Genomic DNA, 22,091 nt, shown 5'->3' with positions numbered 1-22,091 from the left:
TTATTGTCTAAAAAAACAATAAATACCTTATGGAGAAAATTACAGAATATTTAATTAAACCGACCCTCTCAGAAAAAGGAATTGTGAAAGTTTGGAAAGAAACAATCAAACTTCCGACTTATGAAATCGGAGAGGAAGAAAAAAATCCCATCTTTCTGGAAAAGCGTGTTTATCAAGGAAGTTCAGGAGTAGTTTACCCTTATCCTGTCGTAGAAAAGATATGCGACGAGAAAAAAGAAAAAGACTATCAGGCCTACTTCCTCGAAAACGAATACCTTAAAATTATGATCTTGCCGGAATTGGGAGGGCGAGTACAAATGGCTTATGACAAAGTGAAGAAACGTCACTTTGTCTACTACAACCAAGTCATTAAACCAGCCTTAGTAGGTTTGACCGGTCCTTGGATATCAGGCGGAATTGAATTCAACTGGCCTCAGCATCATCGTCCAAGTACATACTTACCTACCGACTGTATGATTGAAGAAAATGCAGACGGTAGTAAAACGGTCTGGTGCAATGAAGTAGAGCGTATGTTCAATACGAAAGGGATGCAGGGATTCACACTTCATCCGGACAAAGCTTATCTGGAAATTAATGTGAAGGTTTATAACCGAACTCCGTTCCCCCAAACTTTCCTTTGGTGGGCGAACCCTGCCGTTGTTGTGAACGACCACTATCACTCGGTTTTTCCACCCGATGTACATGCTGTTTTCGATCATGGGAAAAGAGATGTATCCAATTTTCCTATAGCTACAGGCATATATTACAAACAGGACTATTCGGAAGGTGTCGATATTTCCAAATATAAGAATATCCCTGTCCCCACTTCATACATGGCCATTAAATCACGCTATGACTTTGTAGGCGGATATGAAGAACATATACAGGCAGGATTATTACATGTAGCCGATCATCACCTCTCACCGGGAAAGAAACAATGGACTTGGGGAAATGGTGATTTTGGTATTGCATGGGACAGAAACCTTACCGATGAAGATGGTCCTTACATCGAATTGATGACAGGTGTTTATACAGATAACCAGCCTGACTTCACATGGTTACAACCTTATGAGGAAAAGTCATGGAAGCAATACTTCCTGCCATATAGTGAAGTGGGATATGTAAAGAATGCGACCAAAGATTTCATTTTGAATCTGGATGTTGCAGATAACACCGCACACATCATTGTATATGCAACCGGTAAGCAAGAAAACATCAAAATAGAATTAAAAGATATAACAGGAAAGGTGTTATTTGACAAAATAACCACACTTTCGCCAGAAAATATCTTTAAAAGTCAGATAAATATAACAAAAGAGTTACCCGAAAACCTTATTTTATCCTTGTATGATAACAATGGCAAACTACTTTTGAAATATAAAGCTGATAAGCCTGAAATAAAACCAACTCCGGATGCTGCTAAGGCAGCCAAACAACCCAAGGAGATAGCTTCCATAGAGCAATTATTCCTGACTGGGTTACATCTGGAGCAATATCGGCATGCGACCTATGACCCAATGGCTTACTACATGGAAGCATTGGAAAGAGAACCGGGAGATATACGTTGCAATAATGCCGTAGGGTTGCTGAATATGCGCCGAGGTAAATTTGAAGAAGCTGAACAGTATTTCCGTACAGCCATAAAAACATTAACAGAGCGTAATCCTAATCCTTATGATGGAGAACCCTATTATAATCTGGGGTGGAGCCTGAAGATGCAGGGTAAGTATGATGATGCATATAGTGCCTATTATAAAGCCACATGGAATGCGGCTTGGAGAGATGCAGGCTACTTCGGTGTGGCACAGATAGATTGTATCAGAGAGAATTGGACTGCCGCTTTGGAACATATAGATCTGGCTCTCATCCACAACTGGCATAATCATAAAGCACGCCAGTTAAAAGCTTCTATCCTGAGACATTCAGGAAAGACTGAAGAAGCCTTGAAATTTATTGAGGAATCATTGATTATCGATAAGTTTAATTTGGGATGCCGATTTGAAAAATATTTCATTGAAAGCAATCCGGTAGAATTGCAGGAAATGCTAAGTATCCTCAACGGTAGTGTACACAACTATATTGAATATGCATTTGATTTTTCATCCGCAGGAATGTATGAAGAAGCTTCCCGGATTATGCATACTTATATAGACGAACAAACCAATATTTATCCAATAGCTGCTTATATGTTAGGATACTTTGCATCAATGGCAGGAGATAAAGAAACAGCCCAGAAATGGTATAAGAAGGCACAAAGCCTATCTCCTGACAAGTGTTTTCCAAACAGAATCGATGAAGTCAATGTACTGACAGATGCTATGAAGATGAATCCAGAGGATTTCAAGGCTCCTTATTATCTGGGGAACTTCTGGTATGCACACCGCCGTTATGAAGAAGCTACTGTATGCTGGGAGAAATCAGTAGAGATAAATAATCAGTTCCCTACGGCTCTGCGCAACCTTTCATTGGCTTATTACAACAAAAAAGGCAGGAAAGAAGAAGCATGCCGATTGTTGGAGAAAGCATTTGAACTGGACCAAACGGACTCACGCATCTTTATGGAGCTGGATCAACTATATAAGAAAATGGGACGAGCCCATGCAGAACGCCTGACCTTTCTAGAGGCACATTTGGAACTGGTGGCACAGCGGGATGACTTATGCATAGAACGAATAACCCTCTATAATCAATTAGGCAACTATGAAAAGGCAAGAGAACTGATAGCCGCACGGAAGTTCCATCCGTGGGAAGGTGGCGAAGGTAAAGTTACAGGGCAATATATTCTCTGTCGGGTAGAACTTGCCAAAAAAGCTATTAAGGAAAAGCGATATCTTGAAGCCATCAGTCTTTTAAAAGAGACTGATCATTATCCGCATAAATTAGGTGAGGGTAAACTGATCAACGCCGAAGAGAATGAGGTAGACTACTATAAAGGAATAGCCTACCAAAAGCTGGGCAACGAAGCCGAATCCATAAAATACTTAATGAAAGCAACACAAGGTTCCAGCGAGCCTCAACAGGCATTCTATTACAATGACCAACAACCTGACAAGATTTTCTATCAAGGACTTGCCTGGAGGGCATTAGGAGAAGAGAGCAAAGCACGTAGCCGCTTCAACAAGCTGATAGACCACGGCAAGAAGCATCTCTTCGATGAATGCAAAATCGATTATTTCGCAGTATCCTTACCAGAGCTTGCGATCTGGGAGGATGACCTGAATGTACGTAACAAGGTTCATTGCTATTATGTTATGGCATTAGGATATAGTGGTATAGGAGAGGAAGAATTAGCAGAAGAATATTATGAAAAGGTGAAAAGACTTGATGTGAATAAACAAGTGTTCAGGATGTGATTACTCTTATTGTACGGGGATGTGCCAGAATCGACACATTTCCCTGTACAGTAATTCACTTAGAAATAAACTATTAGTTAACAACAATATTAATATTATGAAGAGTTTATTTAGATTATCAGCATTATTAATGCTGCTTTGCTTTATGGGATGTTCGGACGATGAGGGTATCTCCTATCCTACATCTGATGCCCCGGAAATAAAAGTGTTGCGTGATGAATTGTATTCTAATCCCAACAGAAAGTTTGTGATTAAGGCTGATTTAAAAGATGATTTAGGCCTTAAGTCTTTGAAAATTGTGATTCCAGAATTTTATCTGGATAAGGAAATTGTATTCCCGACAGATACTTTAGTTACAGAATATGAGTTGGCTTATGAGTTTCTGGCACCAAAGGATACGAAAAATGAAGATGTATATAAAGTAAATCTTGCACTGGAGGATGTTTCTGGAAATGTTGTGACCAAAGAGCTTACATTACATTTGGATGGAGACTTTAATGCTCCTAATTTTTCAAATGTATCACCACAAGACGGAACAGTACAGCTATTGGAAAGCAAGATGGAATTGTCACTTTCCTTTAAAGTCACTGATGATTCAGGCTTAGATTCAGTATATGTGGAAGAACCGATATTGGGTATCATGGAAAGAATCAAATTAAACGGCGAGAAAGAGTACTCTTTCAACAAAACTTATTCTTTACCATCCAAACCGGAAGAGTATGAACTAAAAATAACAGCAATTGATAACTTTGTAGAAGCTAACAGGAAAACACAGAAAATTAAATATATTGTTTCCAGTGAAATGGTTACTTTGTTCCTGGCCGATGTTCCTAAGGGAACTGATTTAACAGCCGATGTTTGTGGAGTACCGATGCTTTATCATAAAAAATCAAATGGTATATTTACTTTCAAATATTATGCGGATTGTGATAATAAGGAAATCTACTTTTTGGGACAGGAGAGCGCTTTTGAACCTCACTGCTTTGGCGTATCAGAAGAGAACGGTAAATTGCTAAATAGTCCTTCTGCCGCACCAATAGTGCTACCAACAAAGGGATACTATGAGATTGTGGCAAATACCAAAGAGCAAACATATACTGTGACTTCTTATATACCTTCTTCAGCTGTGCACGATTCTCCTGATATCACGATGTGTGGTTACGGATTTGAAGGTGCCGGATGGGATCCCTCTAATAAAAACTGTCTACTCACACCGGACGCGGAAAATCCATATATACTTGGACGGACTCTTATATTGAACGAAACCCAGCTTAATGTAACCATTACCTATCCGGGCTGGAGTAAATATTGGCGCTTACTTGAAAATGGTATTATTGATTATATGGGTTCAAGCCAACCTTACTTGAAGGTAAATCAAAAGGGAAGTTATAAATTCATTATTGATACTGAGATTGCGCGTGCTAAATTATTGAAAGAATAATCATTAAATCATGTATATAGTCATGAAAAGAAATATTATATTTTCTCTTGTTGTTTTCTTCTTCTACCTTACAGCTAATGCGCAGATAAAGGTTCGAGGAACTATTGTTGACGACAAAAATGAGCCTCTGATAGGTGTTAATATCCAAGAAGAAGGAACTACCAATGGTAGTATATCTGATGTGAATGGACAATACAGTATAACAGTAGCTGGAATAGATTCCAAACTGTCATTCTCTTTTATCTCTTACAAAACCATTGTAGAAAAGGTAGGGAATAGAACTGTCATTAATGTAACTTTGGTAGAAGATTCAGAGTTGCTTCAAGAAGTGGTGGTAGTAGGCTATGGCGTACAGAAAAAAAGTGATTTAACAAGTTCCATCTCTTCTGTGAAAGGAAAAGAAGTGAGATCAATGAATGTAAGCAATGCTACCGAAAGTCTTCAAGGAAAGGTGGCTGGTGTAACAATTGTAGGAGCAGGGAATCCAGGTGGTCAGCCAAAGGTTTTGATTAGAGGTTTCTCTACCATCAACTTGTCCACTGACCCATTGTATGTGGTTGATGGGGTTCCTATGGGCGAAGGAATCAATTTCCTTAATCCTAATGAGATTGAGAGCATTGAAGTCTTGAAAGATGCTTCTGCCAGTGCCATTTATGGTAGTCGTGCCTCAAATGGAGTTATTATGGTTACTACTCGTAAGGGAGTGGAAGGCAAACCTTCATTCTATCTCGATATGCATTATGGCGTACAGGAAATGAAAAATCCTTATAATATGGCAGATGCTGTGGAGTATGCTGAAATATTGAATACAGCCGCCCGCCAGGCCGGCTATCCGGAGGAATTTGAAAATCCCGCTTCTTTTGCAGGTAAAACAACAAATTGGTGGGATGCGGGTATTCGTCAGTTTACCCCTCAATTGAATGCAAGTTTGGGTGTACAGGGTGGAACGGAGAAGAATAAGTATTCGGTTAGTTTAAATTATTTTCAGCAAGATTCTTTCTACCAGAAGGGAGGATATAAGCGATTTACAGCTCGTTTTACCAATGATTATAAATTTAATAAGTATTTTTCAGCTGGATTCTCATTAAATCCGCGTTATGAATCATGGGGGAATCCTACTAATTGGTCGGACTTTGACAGAGTGGATCCTATTACCCCCATTTTTAAACCAGAGGATGAATTAAATGGTACTGAAAATGAATATAGTGTATATTCCCGTTCTCCTTCTCAAATTTGGAATCCAGTTGGTTATGTTCACAGATGGAATCAAAGTAATAATTCTTATGCTTTGTCATCTTCTGCCTATCTTGAAATTAAGCCGATAAGAGATTTGATATTTAGATCTCAATTCTCTATAGACTTAGATACTCGAATTTCCAATACGTTTGCACCGGATTTTGTTATTGATGCAGCTCATGAATTTCAGACGAACAACAAGTTCACGCGTAACAAACCCACTTATCGTAATTGGAGTTTGCAGAATACATTGACATACCTAAAAACTTTTGCAAATAAGCATAATTTTTCTTTTATGGTAGGTAACACCTTGGAAGAATGGAATAGTACTACTTTGTGGGGAAGCTATGAAAAAATGCCCAACAACTCAGATAATTTACATGAATTGGATGCTGGTACCGTCAATCCACAGACCGGAGGTAATTCTTCTACCACTTCTATTTTGTCTTATTTAGGTAGACTAACTTACAATTATAATGATAAGTATTATCTTACAGCTACTTATCGCGTGGATGGTTCTTCCAAATTCCTGTCCAAGAATAAATGGGCTTCTTTCCCTTCAGCTTCTATAGCTTGGCGTATGTCTAATGAGCCGTTTATGGAAAGTATAAAATCTGTACTTAACAGCCTTAAACTTAGAATAGGTTGGGGGCGTGTAGGTAATCAGAATCTACCTTCAGGAGTTTATATGTCTCAATTAGGACAAGGTTACTATGTATTGGGCGATAATGTGGTGAATACTGTTTACCCCAGTTTGGTTAAAAATGAGGATGTGAAATGGGAAACTGTAGAAGATTATAACTTTGGTATTGATTATGGATTATTTGATAATCGTTTAACGGGATCTTTTGAGTATTATATAAAGAATACTAAAGATATGCTTTTTCAGAAAGCTTATCCCAGTTATTCCGGCTACCCGGGTGATGCCAAGATTTGGACAAATGTAGGTTCTATGCGTACCAAAGGTTTTGAAATGGCAATCAGCTACAATGACCGTTGGGGAGATTTTACCTTTGGAACTACTTTAAACTTGACTACTTTCAACGTCAATATGACAGAGTTGACAGGCGATAAAGACCCATTGTATGGAAATGGTGAAAAGACAAAGACAATAGAAGGTGAAGAGCCTGCTTTCTTCTATGGATATGTGGCTGACGGTATCTTCCAGAATCAGACTGAAGTGAATCGTCATACTAATAACAAAGGACAGTTCTTACAACCTAACGCACAAGTTGGCGATATTCGATTTAAGGATATAAACGGAGACGGACAATTGAATGCAGATGACCGTACAAAGATTGGTTCTCCATGGGCTGATATGACGATGGGACTTAATCTGAACTTAGGTTATAAGAACTTTGACTTAGTGGCAAACTTCTATGCCAGTATCGGTAATGATCTTGTCAATCAGAATATTCAAGAATTGTACAATGCTGCCGGCAGTGGTGGAAAAGTGAATAAGGTGAGCGGTTTACTTGATATGGCTTGGCACGGTGAAGGAACTTCTAACTATGTTCCTCGCTTATCTACTCAAGATCATAATGAGAACTTTACCAAATTCTCATCTTTCTACATAGAGGATGGTTCTTACTTAAGACTAAAGAATTTACAATTGGGGTATACTTTTAAGAAAATCCCTGGCGTCAATAAACTGAGATTATATATAGCAGGACAAAACTTGTTTACCTTAACTGGCTATAACGGCGTTGAGCCCGAAGTTTCAGGTAGTGTGTTGAGTTTTGGATTTGGCGGATGGACTTATCCAGTACAACGTATATACTCAGTAGGTGTAAATGTAACATTTTAATAGATTGTAAATCATGAAAAAGAATATATTTGCTTTCATAATAGTGGCTTCATTGGGATTTATGTCTTGTGAAGATTTTATTGAACACGAAAAAAGAGGTGTTCAAGATTTGGATAACTATTTTAAGACAGATACAGAATGTCGTGACTTTGTCATTGACTTGTATAAGCGTGCATTGCTAAATAATGACTGGCAGCCGATAGCTCATACCAGAATAACGAATGAAACGGCTACCGATGATGCTTGGATGGGAAATACCGGACAATCTGCTGATGGATTCAGTCCAGCTTCGGAATACTTGATCACTCCCAATAGAATGGGATATCTTACAGATTTATTCAAGGAGAGATATAAGAATATTATGGCATGTAATATTGCCATAAACTCTATTCCCGAAGCTCCTATTTCTGAAGACAAAAAAAAGTCCTATGTCGGTGAAGCTCTATTTTGTCGCGCATATAATTACTTGGATCTTGTAGGCAATTTTGGGGGTGTACCATTGGTACTTAAAATGCTTTCATCCAATGATATGAATCTAGGGCGTTCTAGTAAAGAAGAAATATATCAGCAAATAGAGAATGATCTTAAGTCAGCCGTTCACATGGTAAATACTACGTATGGAAGTGAAGGAAAAGGTAGGGCTACTGTATGGACTTGTACTGCATTATTAGCAAGAGTTTCATTATATCAAGGAAAATGGGAAGAAGCTTATCATTATGCAGATACCACAATCATGAATAGTGGCTGTAAACTCGAACCTGATTTTCTAGATATTTGGAACGTCAATAATCACAATGGCATAGAATCGCTTATTGAAGTTCAGACAAGCTCTGAAGTGGGTAAAATTTTGGGCAATCCCCTTTCTACACTTTGTGGAGGACGTGGTGAAAGTTTGGAAAATTTCCCCAGTAAAGACCCCAATGACATTATGGATGGTTGGGGATGGGGAGTACCCACCAGCGATTTGGAAAATTGTTATCTTTCGGAAGAAGATGAGATAAGAAGGCGCAGTACAATAACGGTTTGTGGTGACGCTGTATATGGTGATGAGGATTTAAACCCTACTTATGTATTTGACTTAGCACAAAATAAGTCTGGGCGTGTAATTCGTAAGTATTATATTCCCATTGCTACTCGTAGAACATTGGAAGATAAAAGATATAACGCTCCTTTGAATACTCCAATTATCCGTTTGGCAGAAATGTATCTGACGCGTGCAGAAGCAGCTTTTCACTTGGGTATGTTTGATGAAGCAATGGATGATGTAGACATCATTCGTGCTCGAGTAAAACTTTCTCCGAAAAAAGGAACTGTAACCGGTAACGAAATACTTTATGCTATTTGGAAAGAGCGCAGAATGGAATTGGCATTTGAAGGATTGCGCCTGTTTGATATTAGGAGACAGATAGATCCGGTCACTAATCAACCCGTTATAGCTGGTTTGTTCGGTCCGAATGGAAGTTTTGTTCGTTACAATATGTATGAATCAACGGATCAATATGAAACGAGCAACCTTAAAGAGCTACAGAACAAAGGTATCAACTTCGATATCAATAAACATTTGGTATGGCCCATTCCTCAATCGGAAATAGATCGTAGTTTTGGTACTGTAACACAGAATCCTAATTACTAATAAACATAAGAGATCAAACTTAAATTTTATAGAAATGAGAAATAGCAAATATTTGCAGATATTAGGTATCTGTACACTGTTTTCAGTTACGGCATGTAGTTCCAAATTGGAGATTCCAGAACCGCCTGTTTACAATAAGGTGAGAAATATTTCAGTAGACTTGAATCAGGAAATGCAGACGATTGACGGCTTTGGGGCATCAGATGCTTGGCGCTGTCAGATGGTAGGAAAATATTGGCCGGAAGAGAAGAGAAATCAAATTGCCGATTGGCTGTTTAGCCAGGAAGTCGATGAAAATGGAAATCCAAAAGGCATCGGCTTGTCCATGTGGAGATTTTACATTGGTGCGGGAAGCACAGAACAAGGACTTGATAGCGACATTGCGGATGAGTGGAGACGGTCTGAATGTTTTTTATCAGCTGATGGTACTTACAATTGGAATAAATATGAAGGACAGAAATGGTTTTTAAAAGCCGCTCGAGACAGAGGGGTTGAACATTTTCTTGCTTTTAACCTAAGCGCTCCGGTTCATATGTCCATAAATGGGAAAGGCTTTTCAATTAAAGAGAAAAGGATGAATATCAAGGCAGGTATGATGCCTGATTATGCAGACTTTTTAGTGGAATGCATTGATAACTTGCAGAAGAAAGAAGGAATTAAATTTGATTATTTAAGTCCTGTGAATGAGCCACAATGGGATTGGAGTAAAGGCAGCCAGGAAGGGACTCCCGCCACTAATGAAGAAATATCTCAGTTCGTAAAATTACTATCAGAAAGACTCAGCAAAAGAGGATTGGCTACCAAAATAGCATTGGGCGAAGCTGGGAGTATTCAATATTTGTATAAAAATGTAGATAATGAGAACTTTGATAATCAGATTGATGATTTTTGGAATCCATCATCTCCGTTGAGCATTGCTTCTCTGCCCAATGTAGAGCGAGTAATGACTGGACACAGTTATTGGACTGTTTGGCCCGTCAAGGATTTAGTTTCACATCGTAAAGCCTTGAATGATAAAATAAAAGAGCACAGCGGCTTAAAATATTGGCAAACTGAGTATTCTATCCTCGAAAGCCCCGGAGAGTCCGAAATTCCTAACGGAAACGGAAATAAACGCGATTTGGGTATGCAAACGGCACTTTTTGTTGCACGTACTATTCACAATGATTTGACATTGGTAAATGCTTCCTCTTGGTCTTGGTGGACAGCTCTTACCCGTGCAGACTACAAGGACGGTTTGGTATATCTGGATGATGGAACAAATAATGGTTCACAAGTTACAGACTATTGCAAAAAAGATGGATTTGCCAGGGACTCTAAGCTTATGTGGATGCTAGGTAATTATTCTTTTTTTGTCCGTCCGGGTATGAAACGTGTTGCCGTTATTACCGAAAATCCAGACCCTGAGAAAGAGGGTAAAGATGTTATGATTAGCGCATACAAAGACGGTTCTTCCAAAAAGATAGTTTTGGTAGCAGTTAATGTCGGTTCTGTCAACCGAAAATATAATCTTCAAGATTTGAAACTGAAGAATCAGACTTTAACTCCTTACACCACTTCTGAAACATCCAATTTAGGAAAGGGAACGACAATAAAAACTAATGAGATTGTTGTTCCGGCAAAGTCTGTCGTAACTTTTGTTGGTGAACTAGAATAATGTAATGAATAACTTGAAATATTGACTCTATGCGTAATATTTTCTTTCTCATATTAAGTTGCTTTTGTCTGCTTTCAGTACACGCACAGAATGAAACGTCAAAAGATCATATTTCATTAGCTGGTATCTGGAACTTTAAATTGGATCCTTTGAATGTTAGTATTCCGGTAAAAGGAAGTAATTTTGTATCTAAGTTTCCAGAAGAAATAACTCTGCCGGGGTCTACAGATCAAGCTGGAAAAGGATTTAAAACGCAAGATATGAGTTCGCTTCGGCTTACTCGCATGTTTGAATATAGTGGAGCAGCTTGGTATGAGAAAGAAAATATTTTTATTCCTGAATCTTGGAAAGACCAACAACTTTTTCTGTTTTTGGAACGAGTACATTGGGAAAGCCAAGTGTGGATTAATGGGAAATTTGTCGGAAAAGAGGAAAGTCTTTCTACACCACATTTGTATGATATAACTTCTTATGTAAAGTTTGGAGACTGCAATACTGTTCGCATTAGAGTAGATAATGGGAACATCCATGATATAGCCTATACACATGCCATCAGTGCTGAAACACAGACTAACTGGAATGGCATTATTGGACGTATGGAAATCCAGGCTGTAAGTAAGGTACATATTGCTGATGTACAGATATATCCTTTACAAAAAGAAAAAAGGCTAAAGATTGTGGCGCAGATTGTGAACTATAGTAACCTGCCGGTTAAAGGCGATATACGGATAAATTGTCATTTTTTGAATGATTCTCAAGATTTGCATCTAAAGGAGAAAAATACAACTTTTAATAGTTCGGATTCTTTAATACACTTGGTACATTACTATGATTTGGGAGATAAGCTATACACTTGGGATGAATTTGAGCCTAATCTGTATGAAATTGACTATGAGATAAAGTGTTGCGGTAAGAGTGATGTGCGAAAAATAAAATTTGGTATTCGTGACTTTGGAACAAAAGGTACGCATTTCACGATAAATGATATTCCTACATTTATTCGCGGTGCTGTAAATTCTTGCGAGTTCCCCATTACCGGTTATCCTCCGATGGGTTATGAAGAGTGGAAAAAGGTAATGAAGGTATATAAAGATTACGGATTGAACTGCATTCGTTTTCATTCTTGGTGTCCCCCTGAGTCCGCATTTCAAGTTGCAGATGAATTGGGCTTGTATTTACAAGTCGAAAACTCGGACTGGCGTTTTACGGTAGGGGAAGATGAGGCAACCAACGCTTTCTATTTAGATGAAGCTCAACGCATTTTTAAGGAATATGGAAATCATCCGTCTTTTGCCTTCTTTTGCGAAGGCAATGAATTAGTTGGAAAAGGTTGTGTGGATTTTCTAAAAGAAATGCTAACTGAATGGAAGAAAGACTCACGTCATCTTTATGTGGCTGCATCTGGTTATCCTACAGTGGAAGGAAGTGATTTTTTCGATTTTTATGGTGCTCGTCCACAGCGTTGGCAGGAAGGCCTGAAAGGACGTTTTAACTCGCAGCCATTAAACACAAGATATGATTACATAGATTATGTAAAAAAATTCTCAACACCTATGGTGACTCATGAGATAGGACAATGGTGTGCTTATCCTGATTTTAACCAAATATCTAAATATATAGGGGTTTTAAAACCTTATAACTATGAACTTTTTAGAGAAGATCTCCGTAATAAAAAAATGCTTGATCAGGCTCATGATTTTCACATCGCTTCAGGTAAGTTCCAAGTTCTTCAAAAAAAGGAAGAATTTGAATCTTATTTCCGCACCCCTGGTTTCGGAGGCTATCATTTACTTCAACTAAATGACTTCCCTGGTCAGGGTACTTCACCGGTCGGAGTTGTTGATGTTTTCTATGATGCTAAGCCTTATGTGGATGCCCAAACATTCAAACAGATACAAAGTCCTTGTCTTCCTTTATTACGTACTGATAAGTTGGTGTGGAGTCAAAATGAAACTTTTGAAGGAGATGCCCAAGTAGCTAATTTTTTGAAAGAAAAACTAAAAGGAGCAGTAGTGGACTGGAAACTTGAATATCTGAATGGCAATGTTTATAAAGACGGCTCCTTTAAACTAGATATTCCGAATGGTGGCATTACTGACTTGGGAAGAATTTCTATTCCCTTGACCGAAATTTGTCAAGCTGCAAAGATGGTATTGAAGATGGAAATTAGAAACACCTCATTTTCCAATAACTGGGCTATATGGGTTTACCCAGACAAGCTACCAGAAATATCAGAAAAAAAAGTAATGTTGGCCAGAGAATGGAATAATAGAGTCAAACATTATTTGCAGAAAGGAGGAACGGTATTGTTACTTGCTGATACTGCCCAAGTAAAATCTGACGTGCCCCCTTGTTTTTCCAGCATATCCTGGAATGCAGTCTGGTCTGGTACACCTCCAAATACTTTAGGTATTTTATGTAATCCCAAACATGCCTTATTCAGACATTTTCCTACAGAAGAACATTCAAACTGGCAATGGTTTGACTTGGTGCGTAATTCGAAACCTATGTTGCTTGATCATACTACTTATGAATTTAAACCCTTAGTGCAGATTATTCCAGATTGGAACAACAATCGAAAGATAGGCCTAATTTTTGAAGCTAAGGTAGGTAAAGGAAAACTAATGGTTACTTCTATCGCCTTTGACCGGATTATGGCTCATAGCCCTGTTGCACGGCAGATGTATTACAGTCTGGTAAACTACCTTAATTCACCCGATTTCTCTCCGGAAGTGACCCTTACTAACGAAATGATTGACAAGATATTTATTCAGCCATGAAACACAAGAATATCCCTTTGATATTGTTGATCCTTTTTTCAGCCGTGACATATAATTTATATGCCCAGCAGAAATACTGGAATGAGCACACTCAACTCACCCCATGGCGTTTTCCATTAACGGCAGACAAGGCTGGACTCACTTATGAAGATCTCACGGGAGACGGTACGCCAGATATCATCCGTGCTTTCGTCCTCGACAGCATTCCCGTCATGTGGATTGATGACGACGGAGATATGAGATACGATGATTTGGAAGGTGATACAGATAATGATTGCCTGCTGATAGACCTGAACAAAGATGGCATCTTCGGTGGTCCGAAAGACCTCTGCATAGACTGGGTGGACACAGACGAAGACGGAATAGCCGATATGCAATTGGTTATTTATAACGGCAGTGCCGATGCTCGTTGCGGCTATGACTGGGACTCTGATTTCATTATTGTTATAGATATTGAGAAGGATGATATCAAAAGTTTCATCGACTGGAACCAACTACTCCCTTTATGCTGGGAACATAATGGTCATTCTAATTTCTTTCAAGATTATCATGGGAACACACTATTGCTGAAAATGCATTCATCTAGTTTCAGAGTTGCCGACACTCGCTTCAACTGCGAAAATCCTTTTATCTTCTACGATCACGACAATGATAACCTGACTGAAATGTCTGTCCGCCTAATGGATATTCCACACGTTCGTCCCTGTAACGGGGACACTCCCCATGAAACATTCAGAAAAGTGTCTGATGAAATAGATGTTGTGTATAGCGGCCGCATTCCTTGGGCAAGTATCTCTTGGGATGTGGATAATGATAACGGGCAGGGCAACGAATTCGATTTTGATATGACTGTCCATTTCTATGGAAAAGGATTCGATTATTCTGATCAGATACATAAATTTAAAAACCTGCGCGGACTTCCGGAGGCTGACAGATATATTTACGACCCACGTTGGCGACAAATGTCCGAACTTATCTATCCGGACGAAAAAGTGGCTTATAATATGATTTTCCGAAAAGGGAAGTGGGATTACTGCTGGTTTGTCTTTGATGAGGACGACGACTGCAACCGTTGGGAGCGTGTAGAGTTCTACTATCCATACGACCTATTCAAAGTAGGTGCCGCACAAGGCGGACTCGATAGCCACAAGCAAGCTGATGCAACCGGTGACCGTGGAGAGTTCGATCAGGATAACTCTGGAAAAGGGAGACTGTACCTCTCCCCCATCGACGGAAAGATACATCTTTTCGGTGCTGAATGGGGCGCCTGGCGCATTGACCAAAATGCAAAATGCTTTCAGGGATACGGCGGATTATATCCCCCAGGAGAAAAAGAGCAACGTTTACACAAAGACCCAGAGTCTTTCGCAACAGTCAAGTATACGGATACCGATAACAATGGATTTTTCGACTTGATAGAATATGACCTTAACGGAGACAGAATATTTGAAGAACGTGTATCTTTGCTCGAACTGAATATCGATGATTCGGGGATGATTTATGATACCTCGGAGATGAAATATGAAGATGTCAAAGCATTATTTGATATATGTACAAATGGAATGTGGGAACGGGGACAAGATGCCATAGAAGTAGCAGGACAATATAACCTGAACACAAGCTGGTACTCATTCTGGAAACAACCTCACACTCCGTTCGAACGATATTCATACGGATATTGGCTTAATTTCTATATTTATAAAGATCTTTGCCATCTGGCAGAACTGAACAAAGATACTAAAATGCGAAAACGACTGGATAAAGCATATTATTCAGGCAATTGGAAGGAGGTACTAAAATGAAGAAGATCTTGATACTTTCCTGCATTGCATTATTAATGCTTTCCTGTACACCGACAGAGTCAGTAATAGATTTGTCTGGCGAGTGGAAAGTAAAAATTGATTCTGTACAACACAAAATAATGCTGCCGGGTTCTCTTGCCGAAAACAAAGTTGGTTTTCAGCCTAAGGATTCCGTAACCAATATTCTGACCGAAACCTATAGCTACCAAGGAGCAGCGTGGTATGAAAAAGATATTGAAATTCCGGCTTCATGGGAAAATCATCCCGTAGAGTTGTTTATGGAAAGAACAAAAGTTTCCGAAGTATTTATCAACGGAATATTTTTGGGGAGCCAGAACAGCGTGTCCACTCCACATATATATATGATTGATTCGCTGCTTAAAATCGGCAAGAACAGTATCAGAATCAAAATAGACAACACTAAAAGTCTGCTCCCATTGGGCGGTTCGCATGCATATTCAGAACATACTCAAAGCAACTGGAATGGCATTCTCGGTGATTTTTATTTAAGGAAATTACCTGATATCTGTATCCGGCAAATACGAATAGACAGTCCATCCAACGGTAACTGCCTCGTGACGGTATCACTCGCCAATTATTCAAAGGAAACAGATATAGGAATAAAAATAGTGGTTGTAAATTCCGATGACAGCAAGGTAGTAGAAGAAACTGTAAAAGCATCTGTTCCCCAAGGTAAATCGGAACATACAATAAAAGTAAGAATTCCCGTTCCGCAGTTATGGGATGAATATACCCCCTGCCTATATAACTTCCGAATAGAGATACCCAATTATGATTCCCAATGTGTTCAGACCGGATTCAGAGACTTCAAAACGGCAGGGACACAATTCATAAACAACGGAAGGGTTGTTTTTTTGCGTGGAAAAAATGAAGGTGGAGTTTTTCCATTGACTGGATATCCAAGTATGGAAATCAATGACTGGAAACGATACTTCGAAACCATCCGTTCCTATGGTATCAATCATGTACGTTTCCATTCATGGACACCTCCCCAGGCAGCTTTTTATGCAGCTGATGAAACAGGTATATTTCTCCAACCCGAACTACCTTTATGGGGAACATACCGGGAAAAAGACACCATTCTCATTTCTTATATGAAACAGGAAGGCAAAAGAATCATTCAAACATATGGAAATCATCCCTCATTTGTCATGTTCAGTTTGGGCAACGAGCTTGAAGGAGACACCGCTATAATGGCAAGTATAGTGAAAGATTTGAAGAAATATGATAAACGCCATCTCTATATTTTAGGAACCAACAATCATTACCGGGATCCTCAAACCCATACAGAAGAAGATTTCTTCGTCGCTATGCGACATGGGAAAGCGGCCAACAATAACAGTACAGACCTACGCGGTTCTTTCTCTTTTGCCGATTCCAATCAGGGAGGTATAATAAATTGCAACGTTCCAAACGCCATGCGCAACTTTACAACAGCCATACAAGGTATGGATAAGCCAGTAATAGGACATGAAACCGGACAATATCAAGTATATCCCAATTTTGAGGAAATAGACAAATATACAGGAGTATTACGTCCACTGAACTTCATAGTATTCAAAAACAGGCTGAAAGAGACCGGTATGAGTACTAAGGCAAAAGCTTTTCTGAAAGCATCAGGCGCATTGGCTGCATTGTGTTACAGAGAAGAAATCGAAATGTCGCTCCGTACTCCACAATTTGGTGGCTTCCAGTTGCTCGATCTGCAAGACTATCCAGGACAAGGCACTGCCTTGGTAGGTATCCTTGACGCATTTTTGGAATCCAAGAATGTTATCTCCACAGAAAAATGGAATGAATTCTGCAATGACATAGTCCCATTGGCACGTTTTTCTAAATACTGCTGGAACACGGACGAAACATTTATTACAGAAGTCCAGATTGCCAACTATGGACAGTCCGATATAAAGGACAAAATCATATCATGCACATTGTCTACCGAAGACGGAGAAACTCTTTATTCAGAAGATATCAGAAATACAGCCATTCCGCAAGGCCAATTATCAACTTTCAAAAGTTTACATATACCACTTAACCACGTAAAGGAATCCCAAAAGCTGACTTTCCGCATTGCCCTAAAAAATACGTCTTACCACAACTCATGGAATATATGGGTATATCCCCGTTATGATAAAATAAAAGAAGGAGTCATAGACGGAGTGACCGTGACCCGCGATAGTAAAGTCTTCGCAAAATTATATCAGGAGGAAAAACCGGTTTTATATATCCCCAAAGAAAAGGATATCAAAGATCAATCGGTAGGAGGACTTTTCATAAGTGATTTTTGGAACTACAAAGTCTTTGACAATGTAACCAAAAGCCTTGGAAAAGAGTCTTCTCCCGGAACACTGGGATTACTAATTGAAAGTCCGGAACACAGTATTTTCAATTCTTTTCCAACGGATTTCCACTCTAACTGGCAATGGTGGAATATTATAAAGAAATCCAGCCCTATAATACTAGATGAAATGCCAAAAGATTATTACCCGATTGTACAGGTAATCGACAATTTCGAACGAAATCATAAGCTAGGGTTAATATACCAATTACCGGGAACAAAAGCATTAGTATGTTCTTCCGACTTGTTTGCAATAGCTGACGAACCGGAAGTTAAGGCACTTTTCCACAGTTTATTAAACTATTTGAAAACAGAGAAAAAACAAAAATAAAAGAATATGAAATATCTGTATCTACTATTATGCACATTGTTAGGGTTTGACGTCATGGCACAGACCGGTCAATCCTTCGAATTCACGCAAATCCGCCAAGAACTGCAAAAAAAATGGCCGGATAACAGAACTGTAAACCTTGTATTTCATGGACACAGTGTACCTTCCGGCTATGCCAACACACCTAATGTAAAAACGCTTCAAGCTTATCCCCATCAAGTCTTGGAAGCTGTCAAAGAAATATATCCATACGCAGTGGTCAACTCTATTACCACATCTATTGGTGGTGAAAATGCCGAACAGGGGGCCAAACGATTCAAACAAGAGGTCTTACCTCATCGTCCGGACATTTTATTCATAGATTATGCTCTGAATGACCGTAGCATCGGACTGGAAAGAGCTTTGAAAGCCTGGGAAAAAATGATAAAGGAAGCACAGAAGCAAAACATCCCAATCATTCTCCTAACCCCAACACCCGATTTAACCGAAGATATATTGGACGATAATTCTCCACTTGAACAACATAGCCGCCAGATACGTCGTTTAGCCCACGACTATAAAACAGGACTGATAGACAGCTATGCAACCTTCAAGGAGAAAAGAAAAAATGGAGAAGATTTAAAAATATATATGAGCCAGAGCAATCACCCCAATGAGAAAGGACATCAGGTGGTAACCAGACTCATCTTGAACTATTTCTTCGAGGAGGCACAATGGAATGAATACTGCCAAAATCAAACCATGACGATTATGAAAAAGATAGCCGACTGGCAACTGATGAATTTTGAGAATCAAGTACGGAAAGGCTCCCAATGGACAAATTCGCATGCCTACTGGGCATGGACTAACGCGACCATGTATATCGGTATGGCAGAATGGGCGGAGATGTCTGATGATCCCAAATACTGGAACTTCCTGCTCACCATAGGCGAAAAGAATCAATGGCAGACTGGCCCTAGTATCTATTTTGCCGATGACATCTGCATCATCCAGCCTTATGCTATGTTATTCAATAAATACAAGGAACCACGCATGATCAAAAAATCCGTTAAGACCTTGGATACTCTCATTGCCAACCCCAGACACAACAGCCTAAGCTATTATGCTGACGGTTCACATTCCCGCTGGTGTTGGTGCGATGCCCTGTTTATGGCTCCGACTTCTTTTGCCCGTATTGGAAAAATAACAGGAGAACCAAAGTATTTTGAGTTTATGGATAAAGAATTTCAAATCACTTACGACAGTCTCTACTCAGTTGCCGATAGTTTATTTTTCAGAGATACCAGATATATCAATATGCGTGAGCAAAACGGGAAGAAAGTATTCTGGGGACGAGGAAACGGCTGGGTAACAGGGGCACTGACCTTCATCATCGACAACATGCCTGCCCAACATCCCTCACGCGTTTTCTATATCAGTCTTTTCAGGCAAATGCTGAAAAAGATATCTACGCTTCAGGATAAACAAGGCTTCTGGCACTCTTCTCTACTGGACACAGCTTCCTATCCCATGCCGGAAACCAGTGCATCAGGTTTCTTCACATATAGCCTGTTCTGGGGCCTTAATCATGGATATCTTGAAAAAGAAGAATATCTGCCCATTGCAAAAAAAGCGTGGAATGCATTAGCTTCCGTCGTACACGAAGACGGCAAGATAGGCTATGTACAACCAATAGGAGCTGACCCGAAGAAGGTAGATATAAACGACACAGAAGTGTATGGTACGGGGGCTTTCCTGCTAGCTGCAACCGAATATGTCAAATACTTAAAGCATACAAAATGAAAAATAGACTTTTACTCGTACTGATCTTTATCCCTTGCCTGCTTTCAGCGCAAAACGGATATTATTTCTTCACTGAAAGCGACATCAGCCAAATACGCTCAGCCGCAAAAACGGAATGGGGAAAGAGCATTATAGAATCACTGAAAGATACCGTGGAAGCCCGGCGAAAATATCCCCTAACCGTACCTTTACTGGAAGGAGGACATATACACGATTATTTTTGTCCCGAACACAAAGTACGTTTTTCATTCGACTGGAATAAGCCGGAAGCACATTACTGTTCACAATGCAAGCATTATTGGACAGGAAATAAGCGTTATGATTGGGCATGGGTAAATGTGGCGCATACTCATAATTATACATATTTGCGCAACTGTATGTATTTATACCTTGCCACTGGCAATAAAGTCTATGCTGAATACATCCGGAATATGCTATTGGATTATGCATCCAAATATATTACTTATCTAGACCACGACACAGCTAGGAAAGTAGGTCCCTGGGGAGGCAAAATGTTTGGTCAAAGCCTTGATGAATCTGCATGGGCCAGTGATGTCTGCCGAGCCTATATGGTAGCCAAATCCATAATGACAACTAACGAAATAAGAGAGATAGAAAAAGGTTATCTTATACCCTGTTCCGAGCTTTTGCTGAGAAGAAGAGGAACTGCCAATTGGCAAGTATGGCACAATAGCGGTCTGATAGCATTAGGAGTAGCATTACAAAATGACAGCATCATCAACGTAGCTATCAATGATCCAGAATGTGGATACCATGCCCAAATGGAGAGATACGTTATGGATGACGGCTGGTGGGGCGAAGGTTCTCCTACCTATCATTATTATCCTTTACGAGCTATGCTTCTGTCAGCTGATGCCGTACGTTGCCGTAATATTAATCTATATGACAGAAAACTATATAAAATGCTTGCTGCTCCTGCATCCGGAGTATATGCAGATCTATATTTTCCAGCCCACAATGACGGATGGTATGGAGAGTCTTTAATTGCTCAGGTCAGCCTATATGAAATTGCCTACCAACGCTACAACAAGGATCCATTTTTCCTGAGTGTACTTCAACAGTGCTACCGATATACAGACAGGAACTTCGGTGAAGCATTACAGAATAATATAGAAATTCCTCAAGTAACAACAATGGCAGCATGGCCATCCGTTCATTTTAAGGAAACTGGCTATGCTGTACTCAGATCAGGCACAAAGACGGTAGTCATGAAATACGGTCCACATGGTGGAGGACACGGTCATCCAGATAAACTATCCATTTCCATTCATGACGGTGAAAAGGAGATTGTATCTGACATGGGGACATGTGCCTATGGAGTACCTGCATTTACGAAATGGTATCGGAAGACTTTATCACACAGCACACTAACCGTAGATGCTAAAGATCAAAAAGAATCAACCGGCAAATTGTTAGCATTCAAAGCATATAAGGACGGAGGAGAAGTTTCGGCTGAAGCTCTGGGGGCATATTCTGGAGTCGCAATGGAAAGAAGGTTAATTTTAAAAAAGAATAAACTTACAGATATACTTACCGCCCGTTCTGATGAGCAGCATCTCTATGATTATGTCTTGATGCTTACAGAGAGGCCTGTATTCAGCCAAACCGGAGAAACTATCATCCTCAATGACTCGCCAAGCTACAACTATATAAAAAACGCAATAGTGCGAAAGCAATCATCGCCCCTTAGTTGCAAAATAGGAAAAGCATATATGAAGATCGAAGTGCCCGATGGACAAGAGTTTGAAGTTATTACGGGGGAAGCTCCTGGCATTCCACCGGGAAACGGAAGTGTTCTGCCAAAATATGATTCACCTTTTTGCTATCCTTTGATTGTAAGAGTAAAAGATAAGAAACTGAGAATTAAGACAGAATGGAAATTTTAATTT

At 39.5% G+C, this 22,091-nt stretch carries 10 protein-coding genes; all 10 read left to right on the top strand.

Features of this window, described 5'->3' with window-relative positions; translation table 11 throughout:
- Window positions 1–29 precede the first annotated feature (29 nt).
- Complete coding sequence (locus BWI44_RS05135) at window positions 30–3,353, top strand: DUF5107 domain-containing protein (RefSeq protein WP_195209027.1); 3,324 nt, start codon at window positions 30–32, stop codon at window positions 3,351–3,353.
- 97 nt (window positions 3,354–3,450) lie between these two features.
- Window positions 3,451–4,794: a hypothetical protein gene (locus tag BWI44_RS05130; RefSeq protein ID WP_229036137.1), complete on the top strand. Its 1,344-nt coding sequence runs from the start codon at window positions 3,451–3,453 to the stop codon at window positions 4,792–4,794.
- 22 nt (window positions 4,795–4,816) lie between these two features.
- Window positions 4,817–7,837, top strand: a complete 3,021-nt coding sequence (locus tag BWI44_RS05125) for a SusC/RagA family TonB-linked outer membrane protein (protein WP_229036136.1) — start codon at window positions 4,817–4,819, stop codon at window positions 7,835–7,837.
- A 13-nt stretch (window positions 7,838–7,850) separates the two neighbouring features.
- Window positions 7,851–9,470: a RagB/SusD family nutrient uptake outer membrane protein gene (locus BWI44_RS05120; protein ID WP_195209025.1), complete on the top strand. Its 1,620-nt coding sequence runs from the start codon at window positions 7,851–7,853 to the stop codon at window positions 9,468–9,470.
- Between the two features lie 34 nt (window positions 9,471–9,504).
- Window positions 9,505–11,127 (top strand): glycoside hydrolase, encoded by a 1,623-nt coding sequence (locus BWI44_RS05115; protein WP_195209024.1) that lies wholly within the window; start codon window positions 9,505–9,507, stop codon window positions 11,125–11,127.
- A 29-nt stretch (window positions 11,128–11,156) separates the two neighbouring features.
- Complete coding sequence (locus BWI44_RS05110) at window positions 11,157–13,907, top strand: DUF8487 domain-containing protein (RefSeq protein WP_195209023.1); 2,751 nt, start codon at window positions 11,157–11,159, stop codon at window positions 13,905–13,907.
- On the top strand, window positions 13,904–15,709 hold the full coding sequence (locus BWI44_RS05105) for a hypothetical protein (protein WP_195209022.1): 1,806 nt from the start codon (window positions 13,904–13,906) through the stop codon (window positions 15,707–15,709). The genes BWI44_RS05110 and BWI44_RS05105 overlap by 4 nt, the downstream gene beginning before the upstream one ends.
- Window positions 15,706–18,399 carry a DUF8487 domain-containing protein gene (locus BWI44_RS05100; protein ID WP_195209021.1) on the top strand — a complete coding sequence of 898 codons (2,694 nt, stop codon included), beginning with the start codon at window positions 15,706–15,708 and terminating at the stop codon, window positions 18,397–18,399. Before BWI44_RS05105 ends, BWI44_RS05100 begins: the two co-directional genes overlap by 4 nt.
- Before the next feature lie 6 nt (window positions 18,400–18,405).
- Entirely contained in the window at window positions 18,406–20,181 is a 1,776-nt protein-coding gene (locus BWI44_RS05095; RefSeq protein WP_007661826.1) for a glycoside hydrolase family 88 protein, read from the top strand.
- Window positions 20,178–22,088, top strand: a complete 1,911-nt coding sequence (locus tag BWI44_RS05090; protein WP_195209020.1) for a heparinase II/III domain-containing protein — start codon at window positions 20,178–20,180, stop codon at window positions 22,086–22,088. The genes BWI44_RS05095 and BWI44_RS05090 overlap by 4 nt, the downstream gene beginning before the upstream one ends.
- Window positions 22,089–22,091: the final 3 nt, after the last annotated feature.

This window comes from Bacteroides sp. Phil13 (assembly GCF_001940965.1).
GTDB classification, from domain to species: Bacteria; Bacteroidota; Bacteroidia; order Bacteroidales; family Bacteroidaceae; genus Bacteroides; species Bacteroides intestinalis.
The sequence above is the reverse complement of the archived record's forward strand: the minus strand, read 5'-3'. Positions and strand labels throughout refer to the sequence as shown.

Excerpts from the sequence above, each read along its gene's own strand:
- BWI44_RS05120 (WP_195209025.1), top strand. The coding sequence starts at position 7,851 with ATGAAAAAGAATATATTTGCTTTCATAATAGTGGCTTCATTGGGATTT.
- BWI44_RS05100 (WP_195209021.1), top strand. The coding sequence starts at position 15,706 with ATGAAGAAGATCTTGATACTTTCCTGCATTGCATTATTAATGCTTTCC.
- BWI44_RS05125 (WP_229036136.1), top strand. The coding sequence starts at position 4,817 with ATGAAAAGAAATATTATATTTTCTCTTGTTGTTTTCTTCTTCTACCTT.
- BWI44_RS05115 (WP_195209024.1), top strand. The coding sequence starts at position 9,505 with ATGAGAAATAGCAAATATTTGCAGATATTAGGTATCTGTACACTGTTT.
- BWI44_RS05135 (WP_195209027.1), top strand. The coding sequence starts at position 30 with ATGGAGAAAATTACAGAATATTTAATTAAACCGACCCTCTCAGAAAAA.
- BWI44_RS05105 (WP_195209022.1), top strand. The coding sequence starts at position 13,904 with ATGAAACACAAGAATATCCCTTTGATATTGTTGATCCTTTTTTCAGCC.
- BWI44_RS05095 (WP_007661826.1), top strand. The coding sequence starts at position 18,406 with ATGAAATATCTGTATCTACTATTATGCACATTGTTAGGGTTTGACGTC.
- BWI44_RS05090 (WP_195209020.1), top strand. The coding sequence starts at position 20,178 with ATGAAAAATAGACTTTTACTCGTACTGATCTTTATCCCTTGCCTGCTT.
- BWI44_RS05110 (WP_195209023.1), top strand. The coding sequence starts at position 11,157 with ATGCGTAATATTTTCTTTCTCATATTAAGTTGCTTTTGTCTGCTTTCA.
- BWI44_RS05130 (WP_229036137.1), top strand. The coding sequence starts at position 3,451 with ATGAAGAGTTTATTTAGATTATCAGCATTATTAATGCTGCTTTGCTTT.